27 protein-coding genes are annotated in these 23,667 nt (G+C 69.5%); 15 read left to right on the top strand and 12 right to left on the bottom strand.

Going from position 1 to position 23,667, the window contains the following annotated elements:
• Positions 1-59: 59 nt before the first annotated feature.
• The 8 genes from DN051_RS27370 to DN051_RS45905 all read right to left on the bottom strand — a co-directional run bounded on the left by DN051_RS27370 (position 60) and on the right by DN051_RS45905 (position 5,398).
• Positions 60-2,186: an FtsK/SpoIIIE domain-containing protein gene (locus tag DN051_RS27370; protein WP_112439695.1), complete on the bottom strand. Its 2,127-nt coding sequence runs from the start codon at positions 2,184-2,186 to the stop codon at positions 60-62.
• 107 nt (positions 2,187-2,293) lie between these two features.
• Positions 2,294-2,611: a hypothetical protein gene (locus DN051_RS27365; RefSeq protein WP_112439694.1), complete on the bottom strand. Its 318-nt coding sequence runs from the start codon at positions 2,609-2,611 to the stop codon at positions 2,294-2,296.
• A gap of 221 nt (positions 2,612-2,832) precedes the next feature.
• Positions 2,833-3,159, bottom strand: a complete 327-nt coding sequence (locus tag DN051_RS27360; RefSeq protein ID WP_112439693.1) for an RRQRL motif-containing zinc-binding protein — start codon at positions 3,157-3,159, stop codon at positions 2,833-2,835.
• Positions 3,156-3,770: a GGDEF domain-containing protein gene (locus DN051_RS27355; protein ID WP_112439692.1), complete on the bottom strand. Its 615-nt coding sequence runs from the start codon at positions 3,768-3,770 to the stop codon at positions 3,156-3,158. The genes DN051_RS27360 and DN051_RS27355 overlap by 4 nt, the downstream gene beginning before the upstream one ends.
• Entirely contained in the window at positions 3,767-4,648 is an 882-nt protein-coding gene (locus DN051_RS27350; protein WP_112439691.1) for a protein spdB, read from the bottom strand. The genes DN051_RS27355 and DN051_RS27350 overlap by 4 nt, the downstream gene beginning before the upstream one ends.
• Positions 4,645-4,839, bottom strand: a complete 195-nt coding sequence (locus DN051_RS27345) for a hypothetical protein (protein WP_112439690.1) — start codon at positions 4,837-4,839, stop codon at positions 4,645-4,647. The genes DN051_RS27350 and DN051_RS27345 overlap by 4 nt, the downstream gene beginning before the upstream one ends.
• Entirely contained in the window at positions 4,836-5,108 is a 273-nt protein-coding gene (locus tag DN051_RS27340; protein ID WP_112439689.1) for a DUF6284 family protein, read from the bottom strand. Before DN051_RS27340 ends, DN051_RS27345 begins: the two co-directional genes overlap by 4 nt.
• A gap of 113 nt (positions 5,109-5,221) precedes the next feature.
• Complete coding sequence (locus DN051_RS45905; RefSeq protein WP_199314691.1) at positions 5,222-5,398, bottom strand: single stranded DNA-binding domain-containing protein; 177 nt, start codon at positions 5,396-5,398, stop codon at positions 5,222-5,224.
• A 413-nt stretch (positions 5,399-5,811) separates the two neighbouring features.
• On the opposite strand from DN051_RS45905, the gene DN051_RS27335 reads away from it, so the two are divergent.
• The 3 genes from DN051_RS27335 (at position 5,812) to DN051_RS27325 (ending at position 8,385) form a co-directional block, all read left to right on the top strand.
• Positions 5,812-6,606, top strand: coding sequence for a GntR family transcriptional regulator (locus DN051_RS27335; RefSeq protein WP_112439688.1), 795 nt, complete (start codon positions 5,812-5,814; stop codon positions 6,604-6,606).
• Positions 6,603-7,268, top strand: a complete 666-nt coding sequence (locus tag DN051_RS27330; protein WP_112439687.1) for a YdcF family protein — start codon at positions 6,603-6,605, stop codon at positions 7,266-7,268. The genes DN051_RS27335 and DN051_RS27330 overlap by 4 nt, the downstream gene beginning before the upstream one ends.
• Before the next feature lie 493 nt (positions 7,269-7,761).
• Positions 7,762-8,385 carry a DUF4145 domain-containing protein gene (locus DN051_RS27325; RefSeq protein ID WP_112439686.1) on the top strand — a complete coding sequence of 208 codons (624 nt, stop codon included), beginning with the start codon at positions 7,762-7,764 and terminating at the stop codon, positions 8,383-8,385.
• A gap of 6 nt (positions 8,386-8,391) precedes the next feature.
• On the opposite strand, the gene DN051_RS27320 is transcribed toward DN051_RS27325, so the two are convergent.
• Positions 8,392-9,495: a TIR domain-containing protein gene (locus DN051_RS27320; RefSeq protein WP_112439685.1), complete on the bottom strand. Its 1,104-nt coding sequence runs from the start codon at positions 9,493-9,495 to the stop codon at positions 8,392-8,394.
• A 562-nt stretch (positions 9,496-10,057) separates the two neighbouring features.
• On the opposite strand from DN051_RS27320, the gene DN051_RS27315 reads away from it, so the two are divergent.
• Positions 10,058-10,282: a cold shock domain-containing protein gene (locus tag DN051_RS27315; protein ID WP_112439684.1), complete on the top strand. Its 225-nt coding sequence runs from the start codon at positions 10,058-10,060 to the stop codon at positions 10,280-10,282.
• A 443-nt stretch (positions 10,283-10,725) separates the two neighbouring features.
• Here the strand turns inward: DN051_RS27315 and DN051_RS27310 are convergent, their stop codons facing one another.
• Entirely contained in the window at positions 10,726-11,010 is a 285-nt protein-coding gene (locus DN051_RS27310) for a hypothetical protein (RefSeq protein ID WP_053764004.1), read from the bottom strand.
• Between the two features lie 459 nt (positions 11,011-11,469).
• Between DN051_RS27310 and htpX the strand changes: the two genes are divergently transcribed.
• Positions 11,470-12,390: a zinc metalloprotease HtpX gene (gene htpX, locus DN051_RS27305; protein WP_053763931.1), complete on the top strand. Its 921-nt coding sequence runs from the start codon at positions 11,470-11,472 to the stop codon at positions 12,388-12,390.
• A 2-nt stretch (positions 12,391-12,392) separates the two neighbouring features.
• A complete protein-coding gene (pspAB, locus tag DN051_RS27300; protein ID WP_053763930.1) occupies positions 12,393-12,977 on the top strand; it encodes a PspA-associated protein PspAB in 585 nt (194 codons plus the stop codon).
• 49 nt (positions 12,978-13,026) lie between these two features.
• Here the strand turns inward: pspAB and DN051_RS27295 are convergent, their stop codons facing one another.
• Entirely contained in the window at positions 13,027-13,308 is a 282-nt protein-coding gene (locus tag DN051_RS27295) for a hypothetical protein (protein WP_112439683.1), read from the bottom strand.
• A gap of 255 nt (positions 13,309-13,563) precedes the next feature.
• Between DN051_RS27295 and DN051_RS27290 the strand changes: the two genes are divergently transcribed.
• Positions 13,564-14,751, top strand: coding sequence for a winged helix DNA-binding domain-containing protein (locus tag DN051_RS27290; RefSeq protein WP_112439682.1), 1,188 nt, complete (start codon positions 13,564-13,566; stop codon positions 14,749-14,751).
• Between the two features lie 54 nt (positions 14,752-14,805).
• Here DN051_RS27290 and DN051_RS27285 read toward each other — a convergent pair whose 3' ends face one another.
• Positions 14,806-15,120 (bottom strand): hypothetical protein, encoded by a 315-nt coding sequence (locus tag DN051_RS27285; protein ID WP_053763927.1) that lies wholly within the window; start codon positions 15,118-15,120, stop codon positions 14,806-14,808.
• Positions 15,121-15,295: 175 nt separating this feature from the next.
• Here DN051_RS27285 and DN051_RS27280 point away from each other — a divergent pair, with 175 nt between their 5' ends.
• The 8 genes from DN051_RS27280 to DN051_RS27240 all read left to right on the top strand — a co-directional run bounded on the left by DN051_RS27280 (position 15,296) and on the right by DN051_RS27240 (position 23,606).
• Positions 15,296-15,655: an arsenate reductase family protein gene (locus tag DN051_RS27280; RefSeq protein ID WP_053763926.1), complete on the top strand. Its 360-nt coding sequence runs from the start codon at positions 15,296-15,298 to the stop codon at positions 15,653-15,655.
• Between the two features lie 197 nt (positions 15,656-15,852).
• Positions 15,853-16,539, top strand: a complete 687-nt coding sequence (locus DN051_RS27275) for an RlpA-like double-psi beta-barrel domain-containing protein (RefSeq protein ID WP_112439681.1) — start codon at positions 15,853-15,855, stop codon at positions 16,537-16,539.
• Between the two features lie 254 nt (positions 16,540-16,793).
• On the top strand, positions 16,794-17,822 hold the full coding sequence (gene glnII / locus DN051_RS27270) for a glutamine synthetase (protein WP_053763924.1): 1,029 nt from the start codon (positions 16,794-16,796) through the stop codon (positions 17,820-17,822).
• Positions 17,823-18,163: 341 nt separating this feature from the next.
• Positions 18,164-18,748, top strand: a complete 585-nt coding sequence (locus DN051_RS27260; RefSeq protein WP_112439680.1) for a winged helix-turn-helix domain-containing protein — start codon at positions 18,164-18,166, stop codon at positions 18,746-18,748.
• 90 nt (positions 18,749-18,838) lie between these two features.
• The gene (locus DN051_RS27255; protein WP_112439679.1) at positions 18,839-19,861 is read left to right on the top strand and encodes an SDR family oxidoreductase; all 1,023 of its coding nucleotides are present in this window, start codon (positions 18,839-18,841) and stop codon (positions 19,859-19,861) included.
• 51 nt (positions 19,862-19,912) lie between these two features.
• Positions 19,913-21,187 carry a sensor histidine kinase gene (locus DN051_RS27250; RefSeq protein ID WP_112439678.1) on the top strand — a complete coding sequence of 425 codons (1,275 nt, stop codon included), beginning with the start codon at positions 19,913-19,915 and terminating at the stop codon, positions 21,185-21,187.
• Positions 21,172-21,825 (top strand): response regulator transcription factor, encoded by a 654-nt coding sequence (locus DN051_RS27245; RefSeq protein ID WP_053763920.1) that lies wholly within the window; start codon positions 21,172-21,174, stop codon positions 21,823-21,825. Before DN051_RS27250 ends, DN051_RS27245 begins: the two co-directional genes overlap by 16 nt.
• A 215-nt stretch (positions 21,826-22,040) precedes the next feature.
• Positions 22,041-23,606: a DUF1996 domain-containing protein gene (locus tag DN051_RS27240; protein WP_053763919.1), complete on the top strand. Its 1,566-nt coding sequence runs from the start codon at positions 22,041-22,043 to the stop codon at positions 23,604-23,606.
• Positions 23,607-23,667: the final 61 nt, after the last annotated feature.

Below are 23,667 nucleotides of genomic sequence, written 5' to 3'. Positions count from 1 at the left end.
CGGGGAGGGGGTTGGGGAGTTCTCCCCGCCTCCCCGGGCCGGAGGTTCGTTCCTCCCCGCTACTCGGCAGCGGAAGCGGAACCCTCGTTATCACGGTTGGCGAGCGCGCGGGCCACGTCGTCACGGCGTACGACCATGACCCCGTGGGACTTCTTCGGCTCCTCGCCGTGCTCCTCCAGCAGCCGCTTCAGGCGGCCGTTGTTCCACTCGCGGTAGACGGCCGTGTCCAGCACGTGCAGCCGCTTCAGCACCTCATCGGTGCGCAGACGCGCGGCGTCGCCGATGACGGCGGCCACGTCGGCGAGCGCGTCTCGTTCCTCGTCCCGGTCGATGACACGCAGGGTCGTCACACCGTCGCGCAGGGCCTTGGCCCGGGCGGCGATCTCGGCGGCCGGCTCGTCATCGATGAAGTGGGTGCGCACGGTGATGGAGGCCTGACCGGCGGGGATGGCGATCCCGTCGGAGGCGACCACGAGCGTGCCCTTGTCCAGGCCCTGGCGCAGCAGGTGCGGGGCGGCGCCGGCGTTGACGGCCTTGGCCCCGAGCGCCATCTCAGCCTGCGATTCGGTGCCGACCACGAGGGATGCACGGGTGTGGGCGCCCTCTCGGACCAGCTTGGGAAGGTTCTGGTCGGTCGGGTCCTGCGTGCCCTGCCACATCAGCACGTCGACCGCACGGCCCTGGTTGTGGATCTCACGCACGGCCATGAAGTAGCGGGAGGTGGCTTTGGAGCCGCCGTAGGGGCGGCCGTCCTCGCCCTTGGCCGGGCACATGAACGCCTTCTGTGCCTCATCGACCAGCACGATCAGCGGCGGGAACACGATCGACGGATCCTTACGGATCGCCTCGATGCGCCGGTTCATCTCCTCGACCGCATCCTCAACCATCTCGGTGGCCTGAACGCAGTGACTGTCCGAGGGGCCCTCGATCAGGACCTTCGCGATGCCGTCGAAGGGTGCCCAGTCGCCGATGCCCTTCAGGTCGGCGATCCAGAACTGCACGGTGCGGTCCAGTGCCAGCCACAGGGCGAGCGCGCGCAGGGCGGCGGTCTTGCCCTGGTTGGACAGACCCGTGACCAGCAAATGGCGCTGATACACGCTCAGCTCCGCGGCATCACCGCGCAGATCCTGCCCCCACGGGGCCCGACCGGTCTTGTAGTTCGCGGTCAGCGTCTCATCGGTGACCAGCGGCGACGGGCCGATCGGCTCATCCAGCGCCCCGGAGTCGGCGATCCACAACCGCACCGTCCGGGCGGCTTCCGGGATCGTGATGAACACCTCGTGCTCATGCCGGGTCAGGTTCTCGGCAAGCTTCCTGCGCCTGCCCTGCACCTCGTTGGTGGCCACCCCGGAAGGCAAGGTCACGTCGACTTCCACACCGCATCCGGCGATCCGGATCGGTCCCAGCATGGACGCGCCGGCGTCACCCATCTCCTTGATGGCGTTGCGCAGCGCCGGTACTCCGAGGTCGCGCAGGGCCTTGACCACGATGGACGGGGTGATCGGCTCACCCTCACCCGTGCGGATGTTCGCCGGGAGTGCCCACTGGGGTGCGGCTTGCTGCTTGCGGCCGACCGACCACAGCGCGAGCAGGGCAAGGAACGGGCCGATCGAGATGAGCGGTCCCCACACGACCTGAACGATCCGGATCAGCAGGGCGATGAACTCGATGACGGCGCTGATCGGGGTGATGACGTCGCTGATGTCCTCGTTGGCGATGGCCATGACCACACCGAGGGCGACCAGGCCGCCTATGCCCATGCCGGTCCCGACCAGAGCGCCCTTGGCCGCGTCGACGGGCGAGTGGAGGAGGTCCATGCGGCGGTGGTGGCGGGCGGCGCGGAAGCGCTGCAACCGCTCCTCCCACTCTTCGGCCGCTTCCAGGTTCCCCGCGGCTTCCGCCGCCCGGATCATCCGCTCGTACCGGGCACCGGTACGGCCGTCCCACGTGCGGCGGGCCACGATCCGGCCCCCGTTGAACGTGTACAGGCCGTGCCGCGCTACCGCGCGCACGGTCGACTTGGTGTTCTCGTGCGTGACGGCCGTCTTCACCGTACGCCCGGAACGCACCCACAGCGGCACACGCGGCATCGGCGGGGCGTCCGGGACGACGGTCAGCACGGTGGGTGCCGTGTCGGCGGTCGGGGGGTCGGTGGGCTTGTGGAGGTGGACGACGTTCTCAGCCATGCTGGGAAAGCTCCTGACTGCCCCCTTTTCGGGGGCGGGAGTTCGGGAGTGAGAGCCGGGGTGGCCGTGTCCGTGGAAAGAGGCGGTCACCCCGGCGTTGTGGCTGGTCACCACCAGCCGGAAGACTTCTTCGCGGCCTTCGTGCGTGCGGCTTCGGTGATGAGCCGCTGACGCTCGCCGTGCAGGGCGGTCAACTCCGCGTTCAGCCGCGTCTCTGCGGCCGAGGCGGTGGTGTCCATCCGTTGCTCAGCGCGGCCGGTGCCGCGGCCACGTGCGGCGCGGTAGGAGCCGCCCGCCAAGGCGCGGGCCATGGCACGCCGCTCGCTGCCGTTCAGCGGCCACCACTCGCCCCGCCGGACCGCTTCGAGCTTCTTCGTGGTCGCCTGGATCTCTCGGTCCAGACGGCGGATGTCGGAATTGCCCATCAGGTACTCCCTGTTGGGTCCCTGCGGGACCGGGTAGGCGGTTTACGGTGTGCGGCATGGGTGGGGAATCCGCGGTCCGTACGCGGCCGTGCAAGTGGTGTCGTGCGCCGGTGCCGCAGCCGCGCAGCTGGTGGCGCAGGCGGCGGTATTGCAGCAAGCAGCACCGGCGCTGGTACCGGATCCGGGATGCCGTCGCGCGAATCTTTGACAGCCTGTAGTGATCACGCCCCGGGGCCAGCGCAGGACACGCAGGTGCCGAGCGAGGCGGGGATGACGTATCCGGCATCGCGCCGGCAGGCCGGGCAGGCGCGACGGGCCGCGTTGGCCTTCGCCAGCGCCTCCCACTTGGCAGGTGTCATGGGCCGTACAGGCAGGGCCAGGTCGATGCGGTAGAGGTAGGCGACCAGCGGCCCCCGCCGTCGGCGGGGGCGTTCGAGCTGTGCGGCGACGTCCTGGCCACCGGGCCGCAGGCCGCGGGCCCGTAGTTGGCGGCGGGTGGCCAGTCCGTCGGGGGCTAGGCGCCATCGGTAGGCGGGGAGGGTGCTCATGCCGTGTTACGGCGGCCGGGCCTGCGTCCGGTGACGGAGGCGAGCAGACGGCCCAGGGCGGCGCGGCGGACGTTGGAGGGTGTCCGCTTGGCTGCGTACATGGCCTCGTCTGCGCGCCGCAGCAGTGCCGACAGGCCCTCGTCGGGGTGGTCGGCCCGGCGTACCCACCCCAGAGAGACGCTGGTGTGCACGTCGGGCGCGGTTTCGACGGGGCGGGCCAGGATGCGGCCCAGGACGGCGAGTTGGTCTGCGGCCGTGCCGTCACGGTCGATCAGAACGGCCGCGAACTCGTCTCCGCCCAACCGGCCAGCCACGCCGGACCGGCCTACCGCGTGGGCGAGCCGGGCCGCGGTGGCGGCCAGGAGCGTATCGCCGGCCGCGTGGCCGTGGGTGTCGTTGACCTGCTTGAAGCGGTCCACGTCCGCCAGGACCACGACCGCATGCCGGTTGCGCAGCAGGCGGCGGGCCTGGCGGGTGAAGGCGTCCCGCGTCCACAGACCGGTCAGCGGGTCCCTGCGGGCGGTCCGCAGACGACGTGACATCCACACCGTTTGGACGGCCCACCCTGCCGCCCATAAGGCGGCAATCAGCGTCAGGGCCACGGTGCTCATGCGGCAGGCTCCTTGCGGACCACGCGCCCGAAGGAGGCACGCAGCCGGGTCTCCCCGGCGCTGTGTCCCAGGGCCCGGAAGCGGGCGGACAGCTCGCGGTACGGCATCGCCGACCCCTCGGTGTGCAGGATGTCGGCCACGATGGCGTCAAGCTCCGCGTTGGTCAGCGCGGGAACCGCCTCGATGGCAGGGACCGACTCACTGGGACCCCATACGGGCAGCTTCCACATCGGCTGTGACGCGGGTGTGACGCGCTCTGTGACGCACGTCAGAGCACGGTTCGTGCCGTCACCCTGCCGCGCAGTCTCCAGCGTCGACCACGCCTGAGACAGCGTCTCTGCCGTCTTCGCCTGCACCCGCGCGACGCGTGCACCGGCCTCCGTCACGGCCGTCAGCCGCGTCTCCTCCGTCGACGCTTCGGCCCGCAGCCGGGCGCGGGCCACGGCCGCCTCGTCGCGTGCTTCCTGCTGAATCCCGCGGATCGCATCCAATGCGACCGGGGTGAGCGCGGTGCGCTCCCACAGGCCGTGGACCAGCCACAGAGCTTTCGCGGCGATCGGCAGCCACGCGACCGCGAGCCACGCGCCGGCGGAGTCTTCCGCGGTCAGGGCGTGGGCTACGAGAACACTGGTTGCCAAAGCTCCGAAGGACCAGCCGACGGCGGTGACCGCCCGGTTGTGGTCGCCCTGCGCGGCCAGGCGCCGTTCGTAGGCGAGGGTTGCCAGCCATCCGCCGTCGATCCCGAGACCGACAACCAGGGCGACCGGCCACGGCACCGCTGCGCCGAGCCATATCAGGACCACGGCCAGAGTCAGCACCATGGATACCGCCGTCATCGCGACGGCGGGGAGAACAGTCTTGGCGGCCTTGGCGTTCATCGGTCACCGCCCGACCGACGCGAGCCGTGCAGCGTCCAGCCGAGGACCTGCACGATGCCGCCGGCCGCCAGCACATAGCGCCATTCCGGGTCGTGCGTGACGAACGCGGCCGTCGTCGCGGTCATCGCGACCACAACGCCCGCCATGACCAGCAGCAGCGGCCAGCGGCGTGGGGTGCTGTGCGGGCTCATGCCGCACCCCCCGCCGGCAGCGTCGCACCGGCCGTGCGGTTGGCCAGCTCGACGCGAGCGGCGAGCGCCCGGCGGCGGGCCCGGCGGAGACGGCGGGTGTCCAGCTCGGTCGGGGCGCGGTCGAGGGTGATGATCTGCGCGTCCAGCAGGTCGACGTCGGCGAGGATGACGGGCATCTCCTGCTCGATCGCGTCCAGCTCGGCGTCCGTCGGCTCGATGAAGTCGGCGAACGCGGTAACAGCTTCCTGAACAGTGACGATGTGGCTCATTGGGTCGTGTTTCCTCTCGAAGGTTGAACGGCCCGACCGCGGCTCCCGGGATGCGCCCCGGGAGCCGCTTGCTGTCATGGATGAGTCCGCGCTGAGCGCGGGGAGGATGCCGCTTAGCGGTGGCGGTTGACCTTGTGAATCTCGACGTTCCGGCCGTAGCCGTCCCGGAGACGGACGAGCTTGAAGCAGCCACCGCCCACGTCCGTGATCCGGTGCAGCTCGCCCTCCCACTCGACGTCCGTGCCGACCTGGTCGACGTTCGGGTGCTTGGGATTCGTGATCCTGCGCATGCAGGTCCTCTCGGATCGCTCGATGTGGTGGATCAGCGGCCCGTTCGGAAGCGATGAACGGGCGTCCGGCTCCCCTCAGCGCTGCTCGTGCGAGTCGAGCAGCGGAGGCAACCGGCCGCAGCAGTGCTGCGGAGGCTGGGTCGCGCAGTACCTCACACGGGAGAGGTCCCGTGTGGCCGCCTACTTGGCCGAGGAGAGGCGGCGTAATCCCCATTCAGTTGTCAAAGAACCGGCGCTTCCTTCGAGCCCGTTTCACGGAGCCCTCCGGGCGGCATAGGAGCAGCCGTATAGGGACGCTCCGGACTCGCTGTCCTAGGACTGCGGGCCGCTGGGTAAGACCTTGCCGCACAGTCCCAGGACTGTCAACAGTCCTGGGACTGTGCTTCACTGGTCGGTGTCGAGAGGAGTGCTGTATGGCGCCCAAGTGGCGGGAGCTGGCGGACCGACTGGCGGAACAGATCAGGAACGGCAAATACGCGCCTGGTACCCAGTTGCCGCAGATCAGGGACCTGGTGGAAGCGGGCGAGGGCTCGAAGTCCACGGTCCATGCGGCCTACAAGGCGTTGGAGGCTGAAGGGCTGGTGACGTCGTCGCGCGGGCACGGCACAGTCGTCCGCGAGCGGGCCCCGCTCAAGCGACTCGGCATCGCGCGGTACGACAAGGCCAAGTGGCGGGACGGCGACGAAGTGGCGTTCATCGCGGACCGTGTTGCGTCCGGACGCACCTACAAGCGAAACGAACAGACTCAGACCGTCAGCCGTGTGACGGCGCCGGCCGCTGTCGCTCAGGCGCACGGCCTGCCTGAAGGTGCGGAGGTCTACGCCCGTGCGCGTGTGGTCAAGGAGGGTTCACAGCCGACGCACACGCTGACGAGCTACTACCGTCCCGAGCACGTGGAAGGGACGCGCATCGTCGACCCGACGCCGGGGCCCGCCGGCCGGGGCGGCGGCTTCCGTGTTCTGTACGACGCCGGATACGAGATCGATCACATGCAGGAGACTCTGTTCGCGCGTATCCCCACGGCGGACGAAGTCCAGCTCCTCCAGCTCGCCCCTGGGGAATGGGTGGTTGAGCTCCACCGGACGACCTATACGGCCGACGGCACCGTAGTGGAGTTCGCGATCGGCGTTCACGCGGCGACGCGCTTCGCCTGGACGTATGACTTCAAGGTCCCTGACTCGGCGAAAGCGGAGGGCGAAAGCAAGTGATCTCAGCACAGGCATGGACCGACGCTCAACGGCTCTGGGACTTCCAGCAGATGGGGCACGAACTGCGCCCATGCTCTGTCGCGATCGGACTCGGCAGTCATGACCTCGGAGTCGCGGACACAACCGCTGATCTCTACCACCGGGGCATGATGCCGCTGATCGTCTTCACCGGCGCCACCAGCCGCACCACACGCGCCCGTATGCCGCGTGGCGAGGCTGAGCACTATCGCGAGCGGGCGATGGAACTGGGTGTGCCGGGCGATGCCATCCTCGTTGAACCGCGGGCTCGGAACACAGGAGAGAACATCCGCTTCTCTCGCACCCTGCTCGACAAGCACCAGGCCGCCGTGTCGTCCGTCCTGCTGGTCAGCAAGCCGTACGAGGAACGACGGGCCTACGCGACCGCACGAAAGCTGTGGCCCGAAGTCGAGTGGGTCAGTGCGTCCACACCCATGACCCTGACTGACTACGTCGACTCGATCGGAGACGCAGGCCTGGTAATCGACATGTTGGCGGGCGCGCAACAGCGACTCATGATCTACCCGCAGCAGGGATTCATGATCGAGCAGCACGTTCCGGATGACGTGGCCGCAGCGTACGAGCGCCTGCGCGACGCCGGGTTCACAAGCCGACTGGTGGCAGACACCGCAGAGCGGGAGTGACCGAATCACGTGAGCCTTGTGCTGCCCCTGTCCAGTTGGGGAGTCACGCACACTGTACGGATCGATAAGCGCAGGGACCGTCGTACTCCGCGCGGTAGGACATTCTCTACTCCATCAAGGCGGCCCGCTCCGCTCACCGCGCGCGGCCCGGCCCCCGCCGGGCATGCGCTCCTAATGGCGCCGCTCCTGCCCGGCTGGCGCCCGTGCCGCACAGGGCAATCAGCCACATGTGCCAGAGAAGGGGTACATCGCGGCTGGGGCGGTCTGCGCCGCAGCCTTACCCACCTCCCCGATCAGGTCCCGCATCGAGCAAGGCTGGGGGGCACTCGTGCACATTGTGGTCAGGCCCAAAGCCTGCCCGAGTTGCCAGGCGGCGTACGGCCCCCTGACCATGCTAGATCCCAGACCAGGCAGGCCACCTGCCAAAGCCGTTTCACCGACCTGCTAGTCGGAACTGACCCCAGAGGTGCGCACAACTCCCTAGCATGCGCTTATGACTGAAGCTCGCGAGCGCATCGGGAACAACATCCTTGCCACCTGCGGAACGTGCGACCAGGTAGTCATGGCTGTAGTGGAAGGAGTGCTGGTCGAAGGAACTGCAAGCAAGGGTTTTCCAACACTCCTCCAGCTTGCAAGATGCCTTAAATGTGGCGATGGCCTTCTTGCCATAGAGGAAGACTATGGCAAGGGCTGGGACGGTAATCCAGCTACGGTCTGGCCGAACACTCAAAGGTCACTTAGTTGGCTAATTCCAGAAATTCTGAGAAAACAGCACGAGGAGGCACACAGATGCTTCTCTGTAAAGGCATATACAGCAACCGTAGTGATGGTACGTCGAGCACTGGAGGGGGTGTGCAGTGATCAGGGCATCGATAATCGAGGACCACTGATGAGACGTCTTGAACAACTTAAGGAGAGCGGTAAAATCGATGGGCGCCTTTTGGAATGGAGCCAGGCTCTCCGACTGCTAGGCAATGAAGGCGCCCACTTCAGCGAGAAGATGGTTACTGAAGACGATGCCGCAGATGCACTAGCCCTCGCGGAAGCGTTGATGGATTACCTTTACGTCTACTCCGCTCAGTTCGAAAAATTCAAACAGCGTAGAGCGCAAGGGTAATTTCTCTCAATGGATGGAAAGTCCACGCCATCCATCGATCGTCCTGATGGAGTCTTGAAGTTTGGTGAAGCCGATACGGCCTGGCTTGATCGCCTTCCGGAGGGGAACACTCATAATTTCCATGGTCCTCAGCATCTCCAGAATCTCACCGAGGCCCTCCAGGAAAGCTTGAAGGTCAGTCGATCCTTGCGTGACATCCCCAATGATCTTTTCCGCCATCGCTGCACCATGTGATGTATTGACACTAACCAGCTGGCCAACGACGGCGCGCAAGAGCGCGTCGGCCTCTGTGACGGACTGGGCGAACCCCGTCGCACTCTCCTGAAGCTTCAGAGATGGCTCGCCTACTGCGGATGCCATCACAACGAGTCGAGACCGGAGAACGGCTGGGGAGGCAGAGCCGAACTTCTGCATCTCTCCCTGCACCACTGTGCACCACGTGGTGAGATCTTGCGTTGCTGCTTCCAGTTCGGGCGCGAGAGCCTCTCCCAGTCGGTTCAGTTGTTCAAAGTGCTGAAACAAGTCGAATTCTTCGTCCAGCTCCTCTGACTTTTCAGCTCCATCTGCCAATGCGGCAACAGAAAGGTTGTCTTCCGCTTGAGAGATGATTGCCACCAGCTTATCGGCGATCCTTGAGATTGCTTCCCTCCATTCCCTCGTGCCGCGACCCGCCAAGAATGCTTCTTCGAGGTTTTCGAACTGGATACTTTCAATGAGGCGCACCTCGGGCATCTGACTGTCTGCCACGATTGCGCTGGCACCCATGATTACGACGGGAAGGATGAGATACTTGGCGCCTAGCAGCGAAGCACTGCCATGAAAGGCATTTAGCTCTTCACGGCAGGCCGGCCGGTTAAAATATTGCATGGTAATGATAGGCATGAAGATGGAGGCGCCTCTTAGTTCAGAGTCGATTCGGCGTCGCCAATCAGAACCCCAGCCGATACTTTCGCGGTCGAAGAAGACTTCCAGTGCACTACCCGTCTTCGCAGAGTAAAAGCTCCGCAGATCACTCGTGAAATGCTCTACTGCCTGGTTGAGGAGTTCGTCGTCCAGGTGTGCGTAGCTGACGAAGATTCGGTTTCCCTGGCCGGCGGGGTTAGCATCCATGGTTTCTCCGGGGAGCTCTCGGCGTAGTGGCTGGTCGTAGTGTCCCGTATGCAACCAGTAGATGCTGCCGTTTCACGAAAAGCCCACCTGTCGAAGATCGAGCGGGCGGTTGGCCGGACCCGCGCCTCACATGCGGGGCAGTCATGTGTGGTGGTCCATCAGGCACTTGAGGCGCTGCAAGACAAGGGCGTCCAACGTGTCGCACTCCAGGTTGTCGAGGAGTTGCGCACCACCCTCACCCAAGTTGCTTTAGGACGAAGAAGTCATCGCTGAATGCCACGCTGCCACGCGCCCGCCGTCGTGGCTGACTGTCGTCGGCTGAGGCTCAGACCCCAAAACCGAGCTTCCGCCAGGGTTCTCCGGAGCGAACGGGTCGTGCCATTCGCGTGCCAGATCCTGCGGGGAACCACGGGGATCAGCGGGCACTGACTACACAAGTGTCCAGGGCCCCGGCACCGCTCTGCCGCAGGTCAGCGCAGCAACGGCCGTTAGAAAACCCGAGCTTCCCAAGCTGAGGCTCCAGATATGTGCCGGCGCCGACAGAGCCCGTAGGGTTCCGCCCATGGTGATTGCGACTGTCCGCGAGTGGAGCGACGAGGAGGGGTGGGGCGTGCTCGACTCACCCGAGACTCCCGGCGGCTGCTTTGGCCACTTCTCCGACATCCAGACGACCGGCTTCCGCACGCTGTCGCGCGGACAGCAGGTCGACCTCACATGGGAAGCTCCCGGCTTCAAGCAGGACGGCTACGACTACCGAGCAGTGAACATCGCGCCTCGGCCTGCCTGACATCCACATCTGACATCAACGACGGCGCACGCCCATGGTCTCCCGCAGCTTGCCGTGCTGTCGCGTCATCGGCCCCAGCAGGCAGCGACGCCCCCTTGATCGAACTCCTAAAGCGGTGCTCATGCACTCGCCATGGAGCCTGCGCAAGTCGCGGGCGGTGTACTGGGCCGCCGTGCCGGGCCGTCTCTGGGCCGTCCGAAGGTGGTCGGCAACCACCGACAACGACAGACAATGACGGCGTTCCTGCTGGTCAGACCGGGTCCACGGACAGGACTGCCAGGTGGCTGCGCCGCACCATCACTTCTTCGACGTGTGACACACACCGCGGCGGGCGCGCACATCGCGCGCCCGCCGTGCGGAGCGTGCCGAGGGCCGCCACCCGAACTCCGGGTGGCGGCCCTCGGCCGTGCGCTTCGGGTCCTTGCGGATCCGGGCCACGGCGGTCAGCCCACAACGATCACCACGGGACCGCCGCCGCCGAAGCCGCCGAAGCCGTTGAACCCGTTGAAGCCGCCGAAGCCGAACCGGTTGTCGAACCCCCGGTTGAAGCCGAAGCCGCAGTCGTCGTCCCACCATCCGCCGCAGCCCCAGTTCGTGGGTGTGCTCGTGGGTGCGGTGGACGGGGTCGCCGCGGAGGCAGTACCTGCCGTGCCGATCGCGGCACCGCCGGCCAGCAGCAGGGCCACAGCGGACGACGCGAGGAGACGCCTGGCGCGAGGTGCTTTCATGGAGATACCTTCCTTCCATCCCATCGTGCGGTCCTTCCCGAGCACGAACCGGACGGATGGCCACGACCGCGGCATGAGTGCTGCGGCGTGGTCGTAGGTGTTGCCGCCTGGGTACGCGGATGACGGTTCGACCGTCGACGCCTTCACTCCGACCGCGAGGGATAGCGGTCCGTACGGCGAATGGGCAGTCGTTGGTGGAGAGGATCTGGTCGGCGGAAGGCCCGTCCGCGCTTGCGGCCTTCACGTAAAGGCTAGCCGCCCATCGATCACTCAGCATCTTGAGCCGTACGAGGGACCCGGCGGGCCGTGCGGCGGCGAAATCTTTGCAGGTCCTGGGGCTGATCGCGACCGCTTCATGGGGTGCGGCGGGTGCACACTGGGCAGTGGGTGAAGGGCCTCGGCGCGGCGTTGTCCGACAGGTCCGAAGGCCCTGGTGCGGCGTAGTCCGAGGTGATGTACATGCACAGCCGCTTCCGGAGCGACCGGCGCCTGACCGCGAGGATGGCGGTCACGCTGTTCCTGCTCGGATTGTTGTACGTGGCGTTCGTCGCCGCGCTGATCGTGTTGTTGAAGTCCTGGGTCCTGGTCGTGGTGGTCGCGGCCGGGCTGCTGGGCGCGCAGTACTGGTTCTCCGACCGGGTCGCCCTGTACGCGATGCACGGTCGGGTCGTGGAGCGGGAGGAGTATCCCGAGCTGCACGGCGTGGTGGACCGGCTGTGCGCGGTCGCCGACATGCCGAGGCCGGTGGTCGCCGTATCCAACATGGACATGCCGAACGCCTTCGCCACCGGCCGGAACGCCGACCACGCGGTGATCTGCGTGACCACCGGTCTGCTGCGGCGGCTGGAGCCGGCGGAACTGGAGGGCGTCCTCGCGCACGAGATGTCGCACGTGGCGCACAAGGACGTCGCGGTGATCACGGTCGCGTCGTTCCTCGGCGTGATCGCGGGCCTGGTCGTGCGGTTCGCCCTTTACTCGGGGCTGTTCGGCGGGGCCCGCCGGGATCAGAACGCCGCTATGGTGCTGGCCTGCGTGATGGCGGTCTCGGCCGCGGTCTACGCGATCAGCTTCCTGCTGATCCGGGCCCTGTCCCGGTACCGGGAACTGGCGGCGGACCGGGCCGCTGCCCTGCTCACCGGCCGGCCCTCGGCACTGGCCTCCGCGCTGACCAAGGTCTCCGGCGACATCGCCAGGATCCCGACGAAGGACCTGCGGACGGCCCAGGCCTTCAACGCCTTCTACTTCACCCCGGCCCTGGGCTCCGGCCCCAGCCTGGGACGGATCTTCTCCACCCACCCCACTCTCGAGCGGCGGCTGGAGCAGCTGGGGCGGATCTCCGCGGAGCTGGGTGAGGCCGCGGCACCCGGGAAAGTGAGTTGAGGATGGGGCTGCTGGACATCCTGCTCGGTCGTACGAAACCGGTCGCGCCGGATCTCGACCAGTTGTTCGCCCTGCCCTCGGCGGCCGTCACGCTCCAGGTGACGACCTCCTTCGTGCCCACCGGGCACGGGGCGGTGTGCTTCGCCACGGTCGAGGGCGACGCCTTCGAGCAGACGCACCGCGAGGTGCAGGCCCTGCTGGACGCGGACACCGACCGCACCGGACCGCCGGTGCGGCTGGAGCGGGACGACTACGGCTACTCGTGGCTGGTCTCCCGCCGCGGCCCGGGCGAGCTGCCGCAGCTCGTCAACGATCTGCACGCGGTGAACAGCTCGATGGAGGTCAACGGTTTCGGCCCGCAGCTGCTGTGCTCCCTGGCGGGCTTCCGGGACGGAGCGGGGCAGCGGCTCGCACTGGTGTACCTCTACAAGAGGGGCACCTTCTACCCGTTCGCGCCGCTGCCCGGTGCCGGGCAGCGGCGCGACAACCCGCTGGAGATCCAGGTGCGGGCGGCCCTCGCCGACGATCTGCGCATCGAGCAGGACCTGCGGCGCTGGTTCCCCGTGTGGGGCGCCCCGGGACTGTGATCCCGGGCCGCCGTCACCGCGGGTCCCGCTCTTGTCTGCCTTGTCTGTCTTATCTGCCTTGTCTGCTCTTCTCGCGAGCCTGGCGGCGGGACTCCAGGGGACGCTCGCGACGGTAGCGGCGCTCCCACTTGGCCTGTGTGTCACGGCGGTCGCGGTACGCCCGGTACGTCGCGGGCGGCGGAGCCGCGGCGCCCGACGCCGGGGTCGAGGACGCTCCCCGCCCGTACCGCACATAGAGGAACAGCACGGCGACGGCGGCGAGCCAGTAGAGGTGGTTACCGAAACCCAGGACGACCAGGACGACCGTCCCGGAGAGGATGATGGTGCCCATGACGGGCCTCCCTGGGCGGTGGACGGGATGTGTCGAGGGTAGCGCCGGGACCATGGGGCGCCGCATCTGCTTTTTCTCCCGACCCCGGATCCACCACGCCGGCTGACGGTTCGAGGGCCGACGGCACGACGGCTCGGCGGACTGCCCGCCGGGCCGCCGGTCGAGCGGCCACCACGGTGATTGTCAGTGGCATTCGGCAGGATGTCCGCAGGGACGAGTGCGCTCAGGACACGAATGAGGGGCGGGGAGCGGACCATGGCCGACGAGCGGATGCCGTACATCGGCACGGCTGAGCGGCGCGCGCGGCTGGCGCGGCGGCACCGACTGGCCCCGGCGGCGCGCGCCGCCCGCCCGGAGGAGGTCGCCGACGCGCTCGTCGCGCTGCACGGCACGGATCCCGCGACGGTGTATCTGGCGGTGGGCGCGCGGCTCGCCGATGCGTCGCGGACGGTGCCGGAGACGGAGCGGGCACTGTACACGGAGCGGGCCCTGGTGCGGATGCACGGCATGCGCCACACGGTGTTCGTGTTCCCGACGGAACTGACCGCCGTCGTGCGCGCCTCGACCGGTCTCGCGGTCGCCGCCCGCGAACGCGCCTCGCTGGTCAAGGACATGGCGAAGGCGGGCGCTCCGGACGCGGCATGGCTGAAGGAGGTCGAGGAGTCGGCGCTCGCCGCGCTGGCCCGGCGCGGCGAGGCGACGGCCGCCGAGCTGGCGCGGGACGAGCCGCGTCTGCGGGAGCAGTTCGTGTACGCGGCCGGAAAGAGCTACGAGGGCGTCCACACCGTGTCGTCACGTTTGCTGCGGGTGCTGGGCGTGGAGGGGAAGGTCGTCCGCGGCCGGCCGCTCGGCTCCTGGACGTCCACGCAGGCCCGCTGGGCCCTGGCGCCGGCGCATCCCGAGCTGGACGCCGCCGGGGCCCAGGCGGATCTGCTTCGCCGCTGGCTCGCGGCCTGCGGCCCGGCGACCGAGGCCGATCTGAAGTGGTGGACGGGCTGGCGGGTGACGGAGGTCCGCCGGGCGCTGGCCGCGATCGGGGCGCGGGAGGTGCGGCTCGACGAGGGCACGGGCTTCGTCGCCGAGGGCGACACCGGGCCGGTGGAGACGCCCGACGAGCCCTGGGCGGCCCTGCTGCCCGGCCTCGACCCGACGGCGATGGGCTGGCAGCAGCGTGACTGGTTCCTCTCCCCCGCCCAGCGCCCCGCCCTGTTCGACCGCAGCGGCAACGTGGGGCCGACGGTCTGGTGGAACGGCCGGGTGGTGGGCGGCTGGGCCCAGCGGCCCGACGGCGAGATCGCCTGGCGGGTGCTCGACGAGGAGGGGGTGGGCCGGGAGGCCGGTGCCGCGATCGAGGCGGAGGCGGCACGGCTTCGGCAGTGGGTCGGGACGACCAGGTTCACCCCGCGGTTCAGGACGCCGGTGGAGCGGGAGTTGGCGGGGTGAGGGCGCGCGTTCGGGCGCCGGGTACCGCGACCGTGCGGTACCCGGCGCCCCGGCTCACCGCGTGTACCGCAGCAGCGCCCGCACCATGTGGCACGTCGTGTCCGACGGCGGGTGGACGCCTATGAGTTCCGCGGTGCTTCGGATCGTCTCGTTCCGAGCCTGGTGGGGCCCGAAGACGCCCGTGTCGAGCAGGGCGATCGCGAGGCGCATCGCCTTGAGCCGGCGGTTGTGCGAGATGTACCACTCACGCGGACGCCCCGGCGGGAGCGGCCGCTTCTCGACGGGTGCGTAGGGCAGGTCGAGCAGGACGGGGCGCTTGGCGGTGGACTGGGTCGGCAACGGCTTCGGCTTCAGTGCGGCAGCGGGCACAGGCATCCTCCTGTCGCGATCCGGGCGCCGCCCGGACACCCCGGCGACACCCTCGAACACTGCTTCTATTCTACCGTCCCCCACTGACAAAAGGCCCTGGCCACAAGGGCTTTCGGGGTCGCTGTGACGCACGTTGAGAACGGGTTTTCGGGGACCTCGGCGTACCGTGATCCCCATGGAGATCTGGATCAACCCCGCCTGCTCGAAGTGCCGCAGCGCCATCGGCCTGCTCGACGCGGAGGGCGCCGACTACACCGTCCGCCGCTACCTGGAGGACGTACCCACCGAGGACGAGATCCGCGACGTCCTCGCCCGGCTCGGCCTCGAACCGTGGGACATCACCCGCACCCAGGAGGCGGCGGCCAAGGAGCTCGGGCTGAAGGAGTGGCCGCGGGAGGCCGCCGCGCGCGACCGGTGGATCACGGCGCTCTCGGCGCACCCCAAGCTGATCCAGCGGCCCATCATCACCGCGGACGACGGCACGGCGCTGGTCGCCCGAACGGACGAGGCCGTACGCGAGGCACTGGGCCGCTAGTGCCGCGTCAGGCAACGTTCGCCCCGTCAAACGTTGCCTGACGAGGCCCTAGGGCCTGTCGTGTTCCGAAGACCCGGCCCGTCCGTCAACTCCCGTGTGACGCAGGTTACTTCAACGGACTCCCGTGACCGCTGAGTAACCTCGTTCGGCATCCCGTACATAGCGGCGTACGCTCCCCTACCTCCCAGGAGGCGCGCATGTCGCGCAGGAGAACTCTCAGCACGAAGAAGAAGCTGGCGCTGCTGGTCAGCGCGGCGACGGTGGCGGGAGGCGGTGCCTTCGTCATGGCGAGCACCTCCAACGCCGCGCAGACGGCGGCGGAGTCCACCGTCTGTCAGGGCCTGGCCACCGCCCTCGGGAACAACGAGCGGTTCATCGCGGACCAGAAGGCGAATCCCGACGCGCAGTCGCAGGCGCGGATCGCCAACCGCGAGGCGGTCATCGCGCAGATCAAGGTCCAGCAGGAGGCGTCCGGGTGTGTGGTGGGGGAGTCGGCTCAGGGCTCCCAGGCCGCGCAGCCGGGCGGTGACGGCCAGGGCGCGGGTCAGGGCGCCGGTGAGCAGGCGGGCGGCAACGGCGGCGGGCAGGCGGGACAGCCGGCCGAGCCCGAGGCGCCGGGCGCCGGTGCCGGTGCCGGGCAGCAGGTCTGCAACGGCTCCACCGTCACCCTCTCGGGTGAGGGCGGCGCCCCGGCCGCGTCGAGCAACCAGTTCCCCGCGGGTACGAAGCTGAAGGTCACCAACCTGGACAACAACAAGTCCACGACGGTGGAGGTCACCTCGGTCTCCGGAAGCTGCGCGCTGCTCAACAACGCGGCCTTCGAACAGGTCCGCGAGCCCGGCAAGTTCCTGATCCGCCGGGCGCTGATCGAGAAGGTGGGGTGAGGCCCCGCCGCCCAGGAGATCGCTGAAACAGTCGTCACGTGTCACAGAGGCCCTGCCGCTCCCGCCAAGGAGCGGCAGGGCCTCACCCCGGTGGGGTCCGCCACGGAACGACCGGGTAACACGGGGTTCACATTCGGGCAATGATCGGGAAATCGCCTGTTGACAAGCTGCCCGGCAGACAGTGCGGCGTCCCGGTGCCGCAGCGCCGCAGCACCCGCAAGCGCACCCAGACCCACCCCCGAAGGATGTGGCCCGTGACCTTCAAGGCTGAGTACATCTGGATCGACGGCACCGCGCCGACGGCCAAGCTTCGTTCCAAGACGAAGATCCTGGCGGACTCGGACAAGGGCGCCGAGCTGCCGATCTGGGGCTTCGACGGGTCCTCCACGAACCAGGCCGAGGGCCACGCCTCGGACTGTGTGCTGAAGCCGGTCTTCTCGTGCCCGGACCCGATCCGCGGCGGCGACGACGTCCTGGTGCTGTGCGAGGTCCTCAACACGGACATGACCGCGCACCCCTCCAACACGCGTGCCGCGCTGGCCGAGGTCGCCGAGAAGTTCGCCGCGCAGGAGCCGATCTTCGGCATCGAGCAGGAGTACACGTTCTTCGACGGCGCCCGCCCGCTCGGTTTCCCCGAGGGCGGCTTCCCGGCCCCGCAGGGCGGCTACTACTGCGGTGTCGGCGCCGACGAGATCTTCGGCCGCGACGTCGTCGAGGCCCACCTGGAGAACTGCCTGAAGGCGGGCCTCGGCCTGTCCGGCATCAACGCCGAGGTCATGCCCGGCCAGTGGGAGTTCCAGGTCGGCCCGCTGTCCCCGCTGGAGGTCTCCGACCAGCTGTGGGTGGCCCGCTGGCTGCTCTACCGCACCGCCGAGGACTTCGGTGTCTCCGCCACCCTCGACCCCAAGCCGGTCAAGGGCGACTGGAACGGCGCCGGCGCGCACACCAACTTCTCCACCAAGGCGATGCGCGAGGGCTACGACGCGATCGTCACCGCCTGCGAGGCGCTGGGCGAGGGCTCCAAGCCGCTCGACCACGTCAAGAACTACGGCGCCGGCATCGACGACCGCCTGACCGGCCTGCACGAGACCGCCCCGTGGGACAAGTACTCCTACGGCGTGTCCGACCGCGGTGCCTCGGTCCGTATCCCGTGGCAGGTCGAGAAGGACGGCAAGGGCTACATCGAGGACCGCCGCCCGAACGCCAACGTCGACCCGTACGTGGTGACCCGCCTGCTGGTGGACACCTGCTGCTCCGCCCTGGAGAAGGCCGGCCAGATCTGATCCGACCGCTGTCGACGAGGGCGCCCACCGTTGCGGTGGGCGCCCTCGTGCGTCCGGTGCGCCGCCGTGCCGGGTCGGGCGGCGTCCGAGGTGTGAGAGGAGGTCCGGTCGCGGACCGGCGTCTGCTTCAATGGGGTCATGGTCGGCTTCCAGAAGTACTCCGCGACAGGTCGCCATGACCTGGAGCCCTTCTGGCCCTCCCGTCAGCACCACGACTTCGACCGGGCGTGTTGCCGCGCGACGACCGCGCCGGCCCGCTGACGCCGTACACCACGGCCCACGCCGGCGCGACACGACGTACGTCCCCCGACGGACCTCTCGCGCGAAAGAGCTGACCTCTCATGGCGACCCCCGGTTCCCTCTCCCGTCCCCTGTCCCCCGCACCCGCCCCCGGCAGTCCGCGGCACCGGCTGCGTGCCGTCGAGCCGGACGAGGTGCCCGACATCGCGGAGCTGCTCGCGCCGGACGCGACCTGGCTGCCCGCTCCGCAGCACACGCTGCCCGACCTGCCGGGCCGCCCGCCGATGGTGGGCTATCTGGTCCTCGTCCCGGCCGACCGGCAGCCGCCCGTCCGGCCGGTGGCGGTACCCGGCCACCCCGCCCCGCAGGTGGTCGACGCCGCCGCCGGCCACGAGCCGCTCATCCGTGTCGACCCGGTGCACCGCACCGCCCACGTCGCCGGGCGCGCGCTCGACCTCACCTACCTGGAGTTCGAGCTGCTCGCCCACCTGGTGGCGCATCCGCACCGGGTGCACACCCGCGACCACCTGGTCGGCACGGTGTGGGGCTACGGCCACGTCGGCGACGGCCGCACCGTGGACGTCCACATCGCCCGGCTGCGCCGCAAACTGGGCCCCCGGCACCGCGGGGCGATCCTCACGATCCGCCGCGTCGGATACAAGTACGTGCCGCCGGCCCAGGGCTGACGGTCCGGCGGCGGCCGGGCGGGCGCCGCGGCGTCTGCTGTCGGCAGAGCGCGGTTCCCTCCGGCCGCCGCGCCGGGCAGAGTCACCGGCATGAGACTGCTGGTGCTGGGTGGTACGGAGTTCGCGGGCCGGGCCGTCGTCGAGGCGGCGCTCGCACGGGGCTGGGACGTGACCGTCCTGCACCGGGGACGGCATCCCCCACCGCCCGGGGTGCGGTCGCTGCACGGCGACCGCACCGCGCCCGACGGGCTCGCCGCGCTGGCCGGTGAACCCGGCTGGGACGCCGTCGTCGACACCTGGTCGGCGGCGCCGCGGGTGGTGCTCGACGCGGCGCGGCTGCTGCGGGGCCGCGCCGGTCGGTACGTGTACGTGTCGAGCTGCTCGGTGTACGCCTGGGCCCCGCCCGCCGGTTACACCGAGGACGCGCCCCTGGTCGCGGGGGCCGCGGCGGACGCCGGCCGGACGGACTACGCGCGCGACAAGCGCGGCGGCGAACTGGCGGCGATCGAGGCCTTCGGGGCCCAGGACTCGCTGCTGGTGCGGGCCGGGCTGCTGCTCGGACCGTACGAGAACGTGGGCCGGCTGCCCTGGTGGCTGAACCGGATCGCCCGCGGGGGTCCGGTGCTGGCACCCGGCCCCCGCGACCTGCCCCTCCAGTACATCGACGTCCGCGATCTCGCCGAGTGGATCCTGGACGGGGTGCGGCAGGAGCTGGCCGGGCCCCGCACCGTGATCGGTCCTCGCGGTCTGACGACGACGGGCGAACTGCTGGAGACCTGCGTACGGGTGACCGGCGCGGCGGCCGAACTGCGCTGGACCGACCCCGAGGCGGTGCTGGCGGCGGGCATCGAGCCGTGGACCGGGTTGCCGGTGTGGGTGCCGCCGGGCAGCGAGGCGTACGACGCCCTGCACGGCGCGGACGTGTCGGCGGCGCTGGCGACGGGACTGCGCTGCCGGCCGGTCGCCCGGACCGTGGCCGACACCTGGGACTGGCTGCGCGGCCTCGGCGGGGTGGCCCCGCAGCGCCCGGACCGCCCGCCGGTCGGCCTCGACCCGACGGTGGAGGCGAAGGTCCTGGCGGCCGGCGGGGGTGTACCCGGCGACACCCCCTGACCGGGGGCCGGGCCCAGTGACCGCCCCTCGTCGCTCCGCGAGACTGTCGCCATGAGCATGGACACGGAGAGCGGCAACGGCCGTACGACGGCACGGGAGGTCGCGACGACCGCGGCGCGCGGACTGGCGCTGGCCCTGGTGTCACTGCCGGGGGCGGTGCTGTGCTTCGTGCTGTCGGCGGTGTCCGTGGCGCTGATACCCGTCGGCGTCGGCATCGTCACCACGCCGTGGGTACTGACCGGGGTGCGGGCGTTCGCCGACCGGCGGCGGCTGCTCGCGGCGCGGTGGGGCGGCGTGCGGATCCCGCGCGCGTACCGGCCGCTGCCGAAGGACGCCGGTCCGTGGGCGCGCACCTTCGGGATGCTGGCCGACCCGGCGACCTGGCGGGACCTGCGCTGGCTGCCGGTGGACATGACGGCCGGTTTCCTCACGGCGCTGCTGCCGGCCGTGCTGGTGCTCTACCCGCTGGAGGGCCTCACGATCGCGGCCGGACTCTGGCGGGTCCTGCCGGACGGCTACTGGTACGGATTCGTGCCCGTGACCGGACAGGCCTCGGCGCTCGCCGCCGGCGCGCTGGGCGCGGTGCTGCTGGCGTCGGCGCCGCGTCTCACGCCCCCGCTGCTGCGCGGCCACTTCCGGCTCGCCCGGGCCGTCCTCGGCTCGCCGCAGGGCGAACTGGCCGAGCGGGTGCGGGTCCTCACCGAGACCCGGCAGGTCGCCGTGGACGCCTCGGCCGCCGAACTGCGGCGGATCGAGCGGGACCTGCACGACGGGGCGCAGGCGCGGCTGGTCGCGATGGGCATGGACCTCGGCACCGTCGAGATGCTGCTCGACAAGGACCCGGCGAAGGCCAGGGAACTGCTCGCCCAGGCCCGCCGCTCCTCCGCCGACGCCCTGGCGGAGCTGCGCGACCTGGTGCGCGGCATCCATCCGCCGGTGCTCGCCGAACGCGGGCTGGGTGACGCCGTGCGGGCACTGGCGCTGCGTATGCCCCTCGCCACGGAGGTGACCGTGGACCTGGACGGCCGGGCCGAGGCGCCGGTCGAGTCGGCGGCGTACTTCGCCGTCAGCGAGTTGCTCGCCAACGCCGTCAAGCACGCGGACGCCGACCGGATCTGGATCGACCTGCACCACGTGGCAGAGGGCGCCGGAGTGCTGCGGGTGACGGTGACCGACAACGGCCGGGGCGGCGCCGCGGTCGAGCCGGGTTCGGGGCTGGCCGGGGTGGAGCGCCGGCTGGGTACATTCGACGGGGTCCTCGCCGTCAGCTCTCCCGCGGGCGGCCCCACGATGGTCACCCTGGAGATTCCGTGCGCGTTGTCCTAGCCGAAGACCTCTTCCTGCTGCGCGACGGACTGGTCCGGCTGCTGGAGGCCTACGGCTTCGAGATCGCCGCGGCCGTCGAGAGCGGCCCCGAGCTGACCCGGGCGCTGGCCGAACTGAAGCCGGACGTGGCGGTGGTGGACGTACGGCTGCCGCCGACGCACACCGACGAGGGCCTCCAGTGCGCGCTGCGGGCCCGCCGTGAGCGGCCCGGGCTTCCGGTGCTGGTGCTGTCGCAGCACGTGGAGCAGCTGTACGCGCGCGAGTTGCTGGCCGACGGCAGCGGCGCGGTGGGCTATCTGCTGAAGGACCGGGTGTTCGACGCGGACCAGTTCGTGGACGCGGTACGGCGGGTCGCGGCGGGCGGCACGGCGATGGATCCGCAGGTGATCCAGCAGTTGCTGACGCGCCGGGCGGCCGGCGACCGCCCGCTCGGCCGGCTCACCCCGCGTGAGATCGAGGTGCTGGAGCTGATGGCGCAGGGACGGTCCAACACGGCGATCGCCGCGCAGCTCGTCGTCACGGAACGGGCCATCGCCAAGCACACCTCCAACATCTTCGCGAAACTGGGCCTGGAGGTGTCGGACGACGACAACCGCCGCGTCCTGGCGGTTCTCGCTTATCTGGACCAGGGTCACTGAAACTCCACGAAATCCACCACCGGGGTTCGCCACGGCTGGTGAGTTCTCCACAACTCCCGGTACTCGTTGGGTAGTTGGGGCCCAATTGTCTCGCGAGTCTCTCATCAATTTCTGATCCGTCTGAACACCCCTGGGACGGGCCGCGTATGGAAGGGAGCCGCTTCACTCCTGTCGGGCGCCTCGATGCTGCCCCGCAAGGAAGTCAGAGGAGTTCCATGGGACGCAACACACGCAAACGCCGTACGCCGCTGGCCACCAAGGCCATAGCCGCATCGGCGGCCCTAGCGCTCGGTGGGGGCGGGCTGGTCTGGGCAAACTTCTACGCCTCGGCGGACGAGGACACCGGCTCGGGCGACCGGACGAGGGCGGCCGCCGCTCAGGTCGCCACCATCGACTGCCCGGACGTCGGCCAGCAGCTGTCCGAGGTACCCGACCAGGCGCGGGGGGAGGTCGACGCCGAGCTGGCCTCGATGGACCAGCAGATCACCGAGGCCTACCAGCGCCTCGCGACCACGCGGGACGCGCAGGCCCAGGACGCCGGTTACGTCCAGAACACGATTCTCCAGCCGCTCAAGGACAACCGGAAGGTCTTGATCGACCGGATCCAGCTGGAGATCAACCGGGCCGGCGGCAGCGCCCCGGAGAACCTGGACGACCTCTCCGGCTGCACCGGCACACCCGCCGAGCAGCCGCAGCCCACCGACGGTCAGGACGGCGGCCAGGAGCAGGGCGACGGCGGCCAGGGCACCGGTGACGGGCAGGACCAGGGCGACGGTCAGGACGCCGGGGAAGGCCAGGACCAGGGTGACGGTCAGGAGCAGGGCGGCGGTCAGGTCGGTGACAACGGCAACGGCGCCGCCGGTCCGTTCGCCGACGACTTCGTCGACATCAGGAACGTCAGGCCCAACTCGCGCGACCTCCAGAACGGTCTGGCCGCCAACGGCAGGTCCGGTTCCCGCGGGTCGTTCGTCACCAAGTGCGGAGTGAACGCGAACAACCTGTTCAACTCCGACAACATCATCGTGGCCCCGGGCGTCGACAACGGCGCGCACCACACGCACGACTACGTCGGCAACCAGGGCAACACCGCCTTCTCCAGCGACGAGGACCTGGCCAACGCCGCCACCACGTGCCGGAACCAGGCCGACAAGTCGACCTACTACTGGCCCGTGCTGCGTCTCCAGGACGGCACCCAGGAGTTCGACGCCAACGACCTCGGCGGCGGCGCGGAGGGCAACGTCGGCAAGATCCTGAAGGCCTCCAAGGCCGAGATCAAGTTCGTCGGCAACCGGACGAGCAAGGTCGTCGCGATGCCGAAGTTCCTGCGCATCATCACCGGTGACGCCAAGGCCTTCACCAACGGCCTCGCGAACGCCAACACCTCGTTCAGCTGCACCGGGTTCGAGAACCGCCAGGTGACGGACAAGTACGTGCTCTGCCCCAGGGGCAGCCAGGTGGTCCGGACGTCCAACTTCCAGAGCTGCTGGGACGGCCAGAACATCGACAGCGCGAACCACCGTTCCCATGTGGCCTTCGTCGGCCGCGACGGCCGCTGCGCGAACGGCTTCCAGGCGATTCCCCAGCTCCAGGTCCGCCTGGTGTACAACGTGCCGGCCCCGACCGTCCAGAACGGTCAGGTCCGCAACCCGTACGCCGTGGACGGCTTCCCCGAGCAGCTGCACAAGCCGATCACCGACCACAACGACTTCATCAACGTCATGTCCGACAGCCTGATGAACAAGGTCGTCAAGTGCATCAACCGCGGCCAGCGCTGCTCGTAGCAGACCGGCGGGACCGATAGGAAAGCCGGCGGTGGGATCTCCCACCGCCGGCTTTCTCCGT

The organism is Streptomyces cadmiisoli (genome assembly GCF_003261055.1).
Classification (GTDB): Bacteria; Actinomycetota; Actinomycetes; order Streptomycetales; family Streptomycetaceae; genus Streptomyces; species Streptomyces cadmiisoli.
Note: the sequence above shows the minus strand (reverse complement) of the source record. Positions and strands in the feature narration are given on the sequence as shown.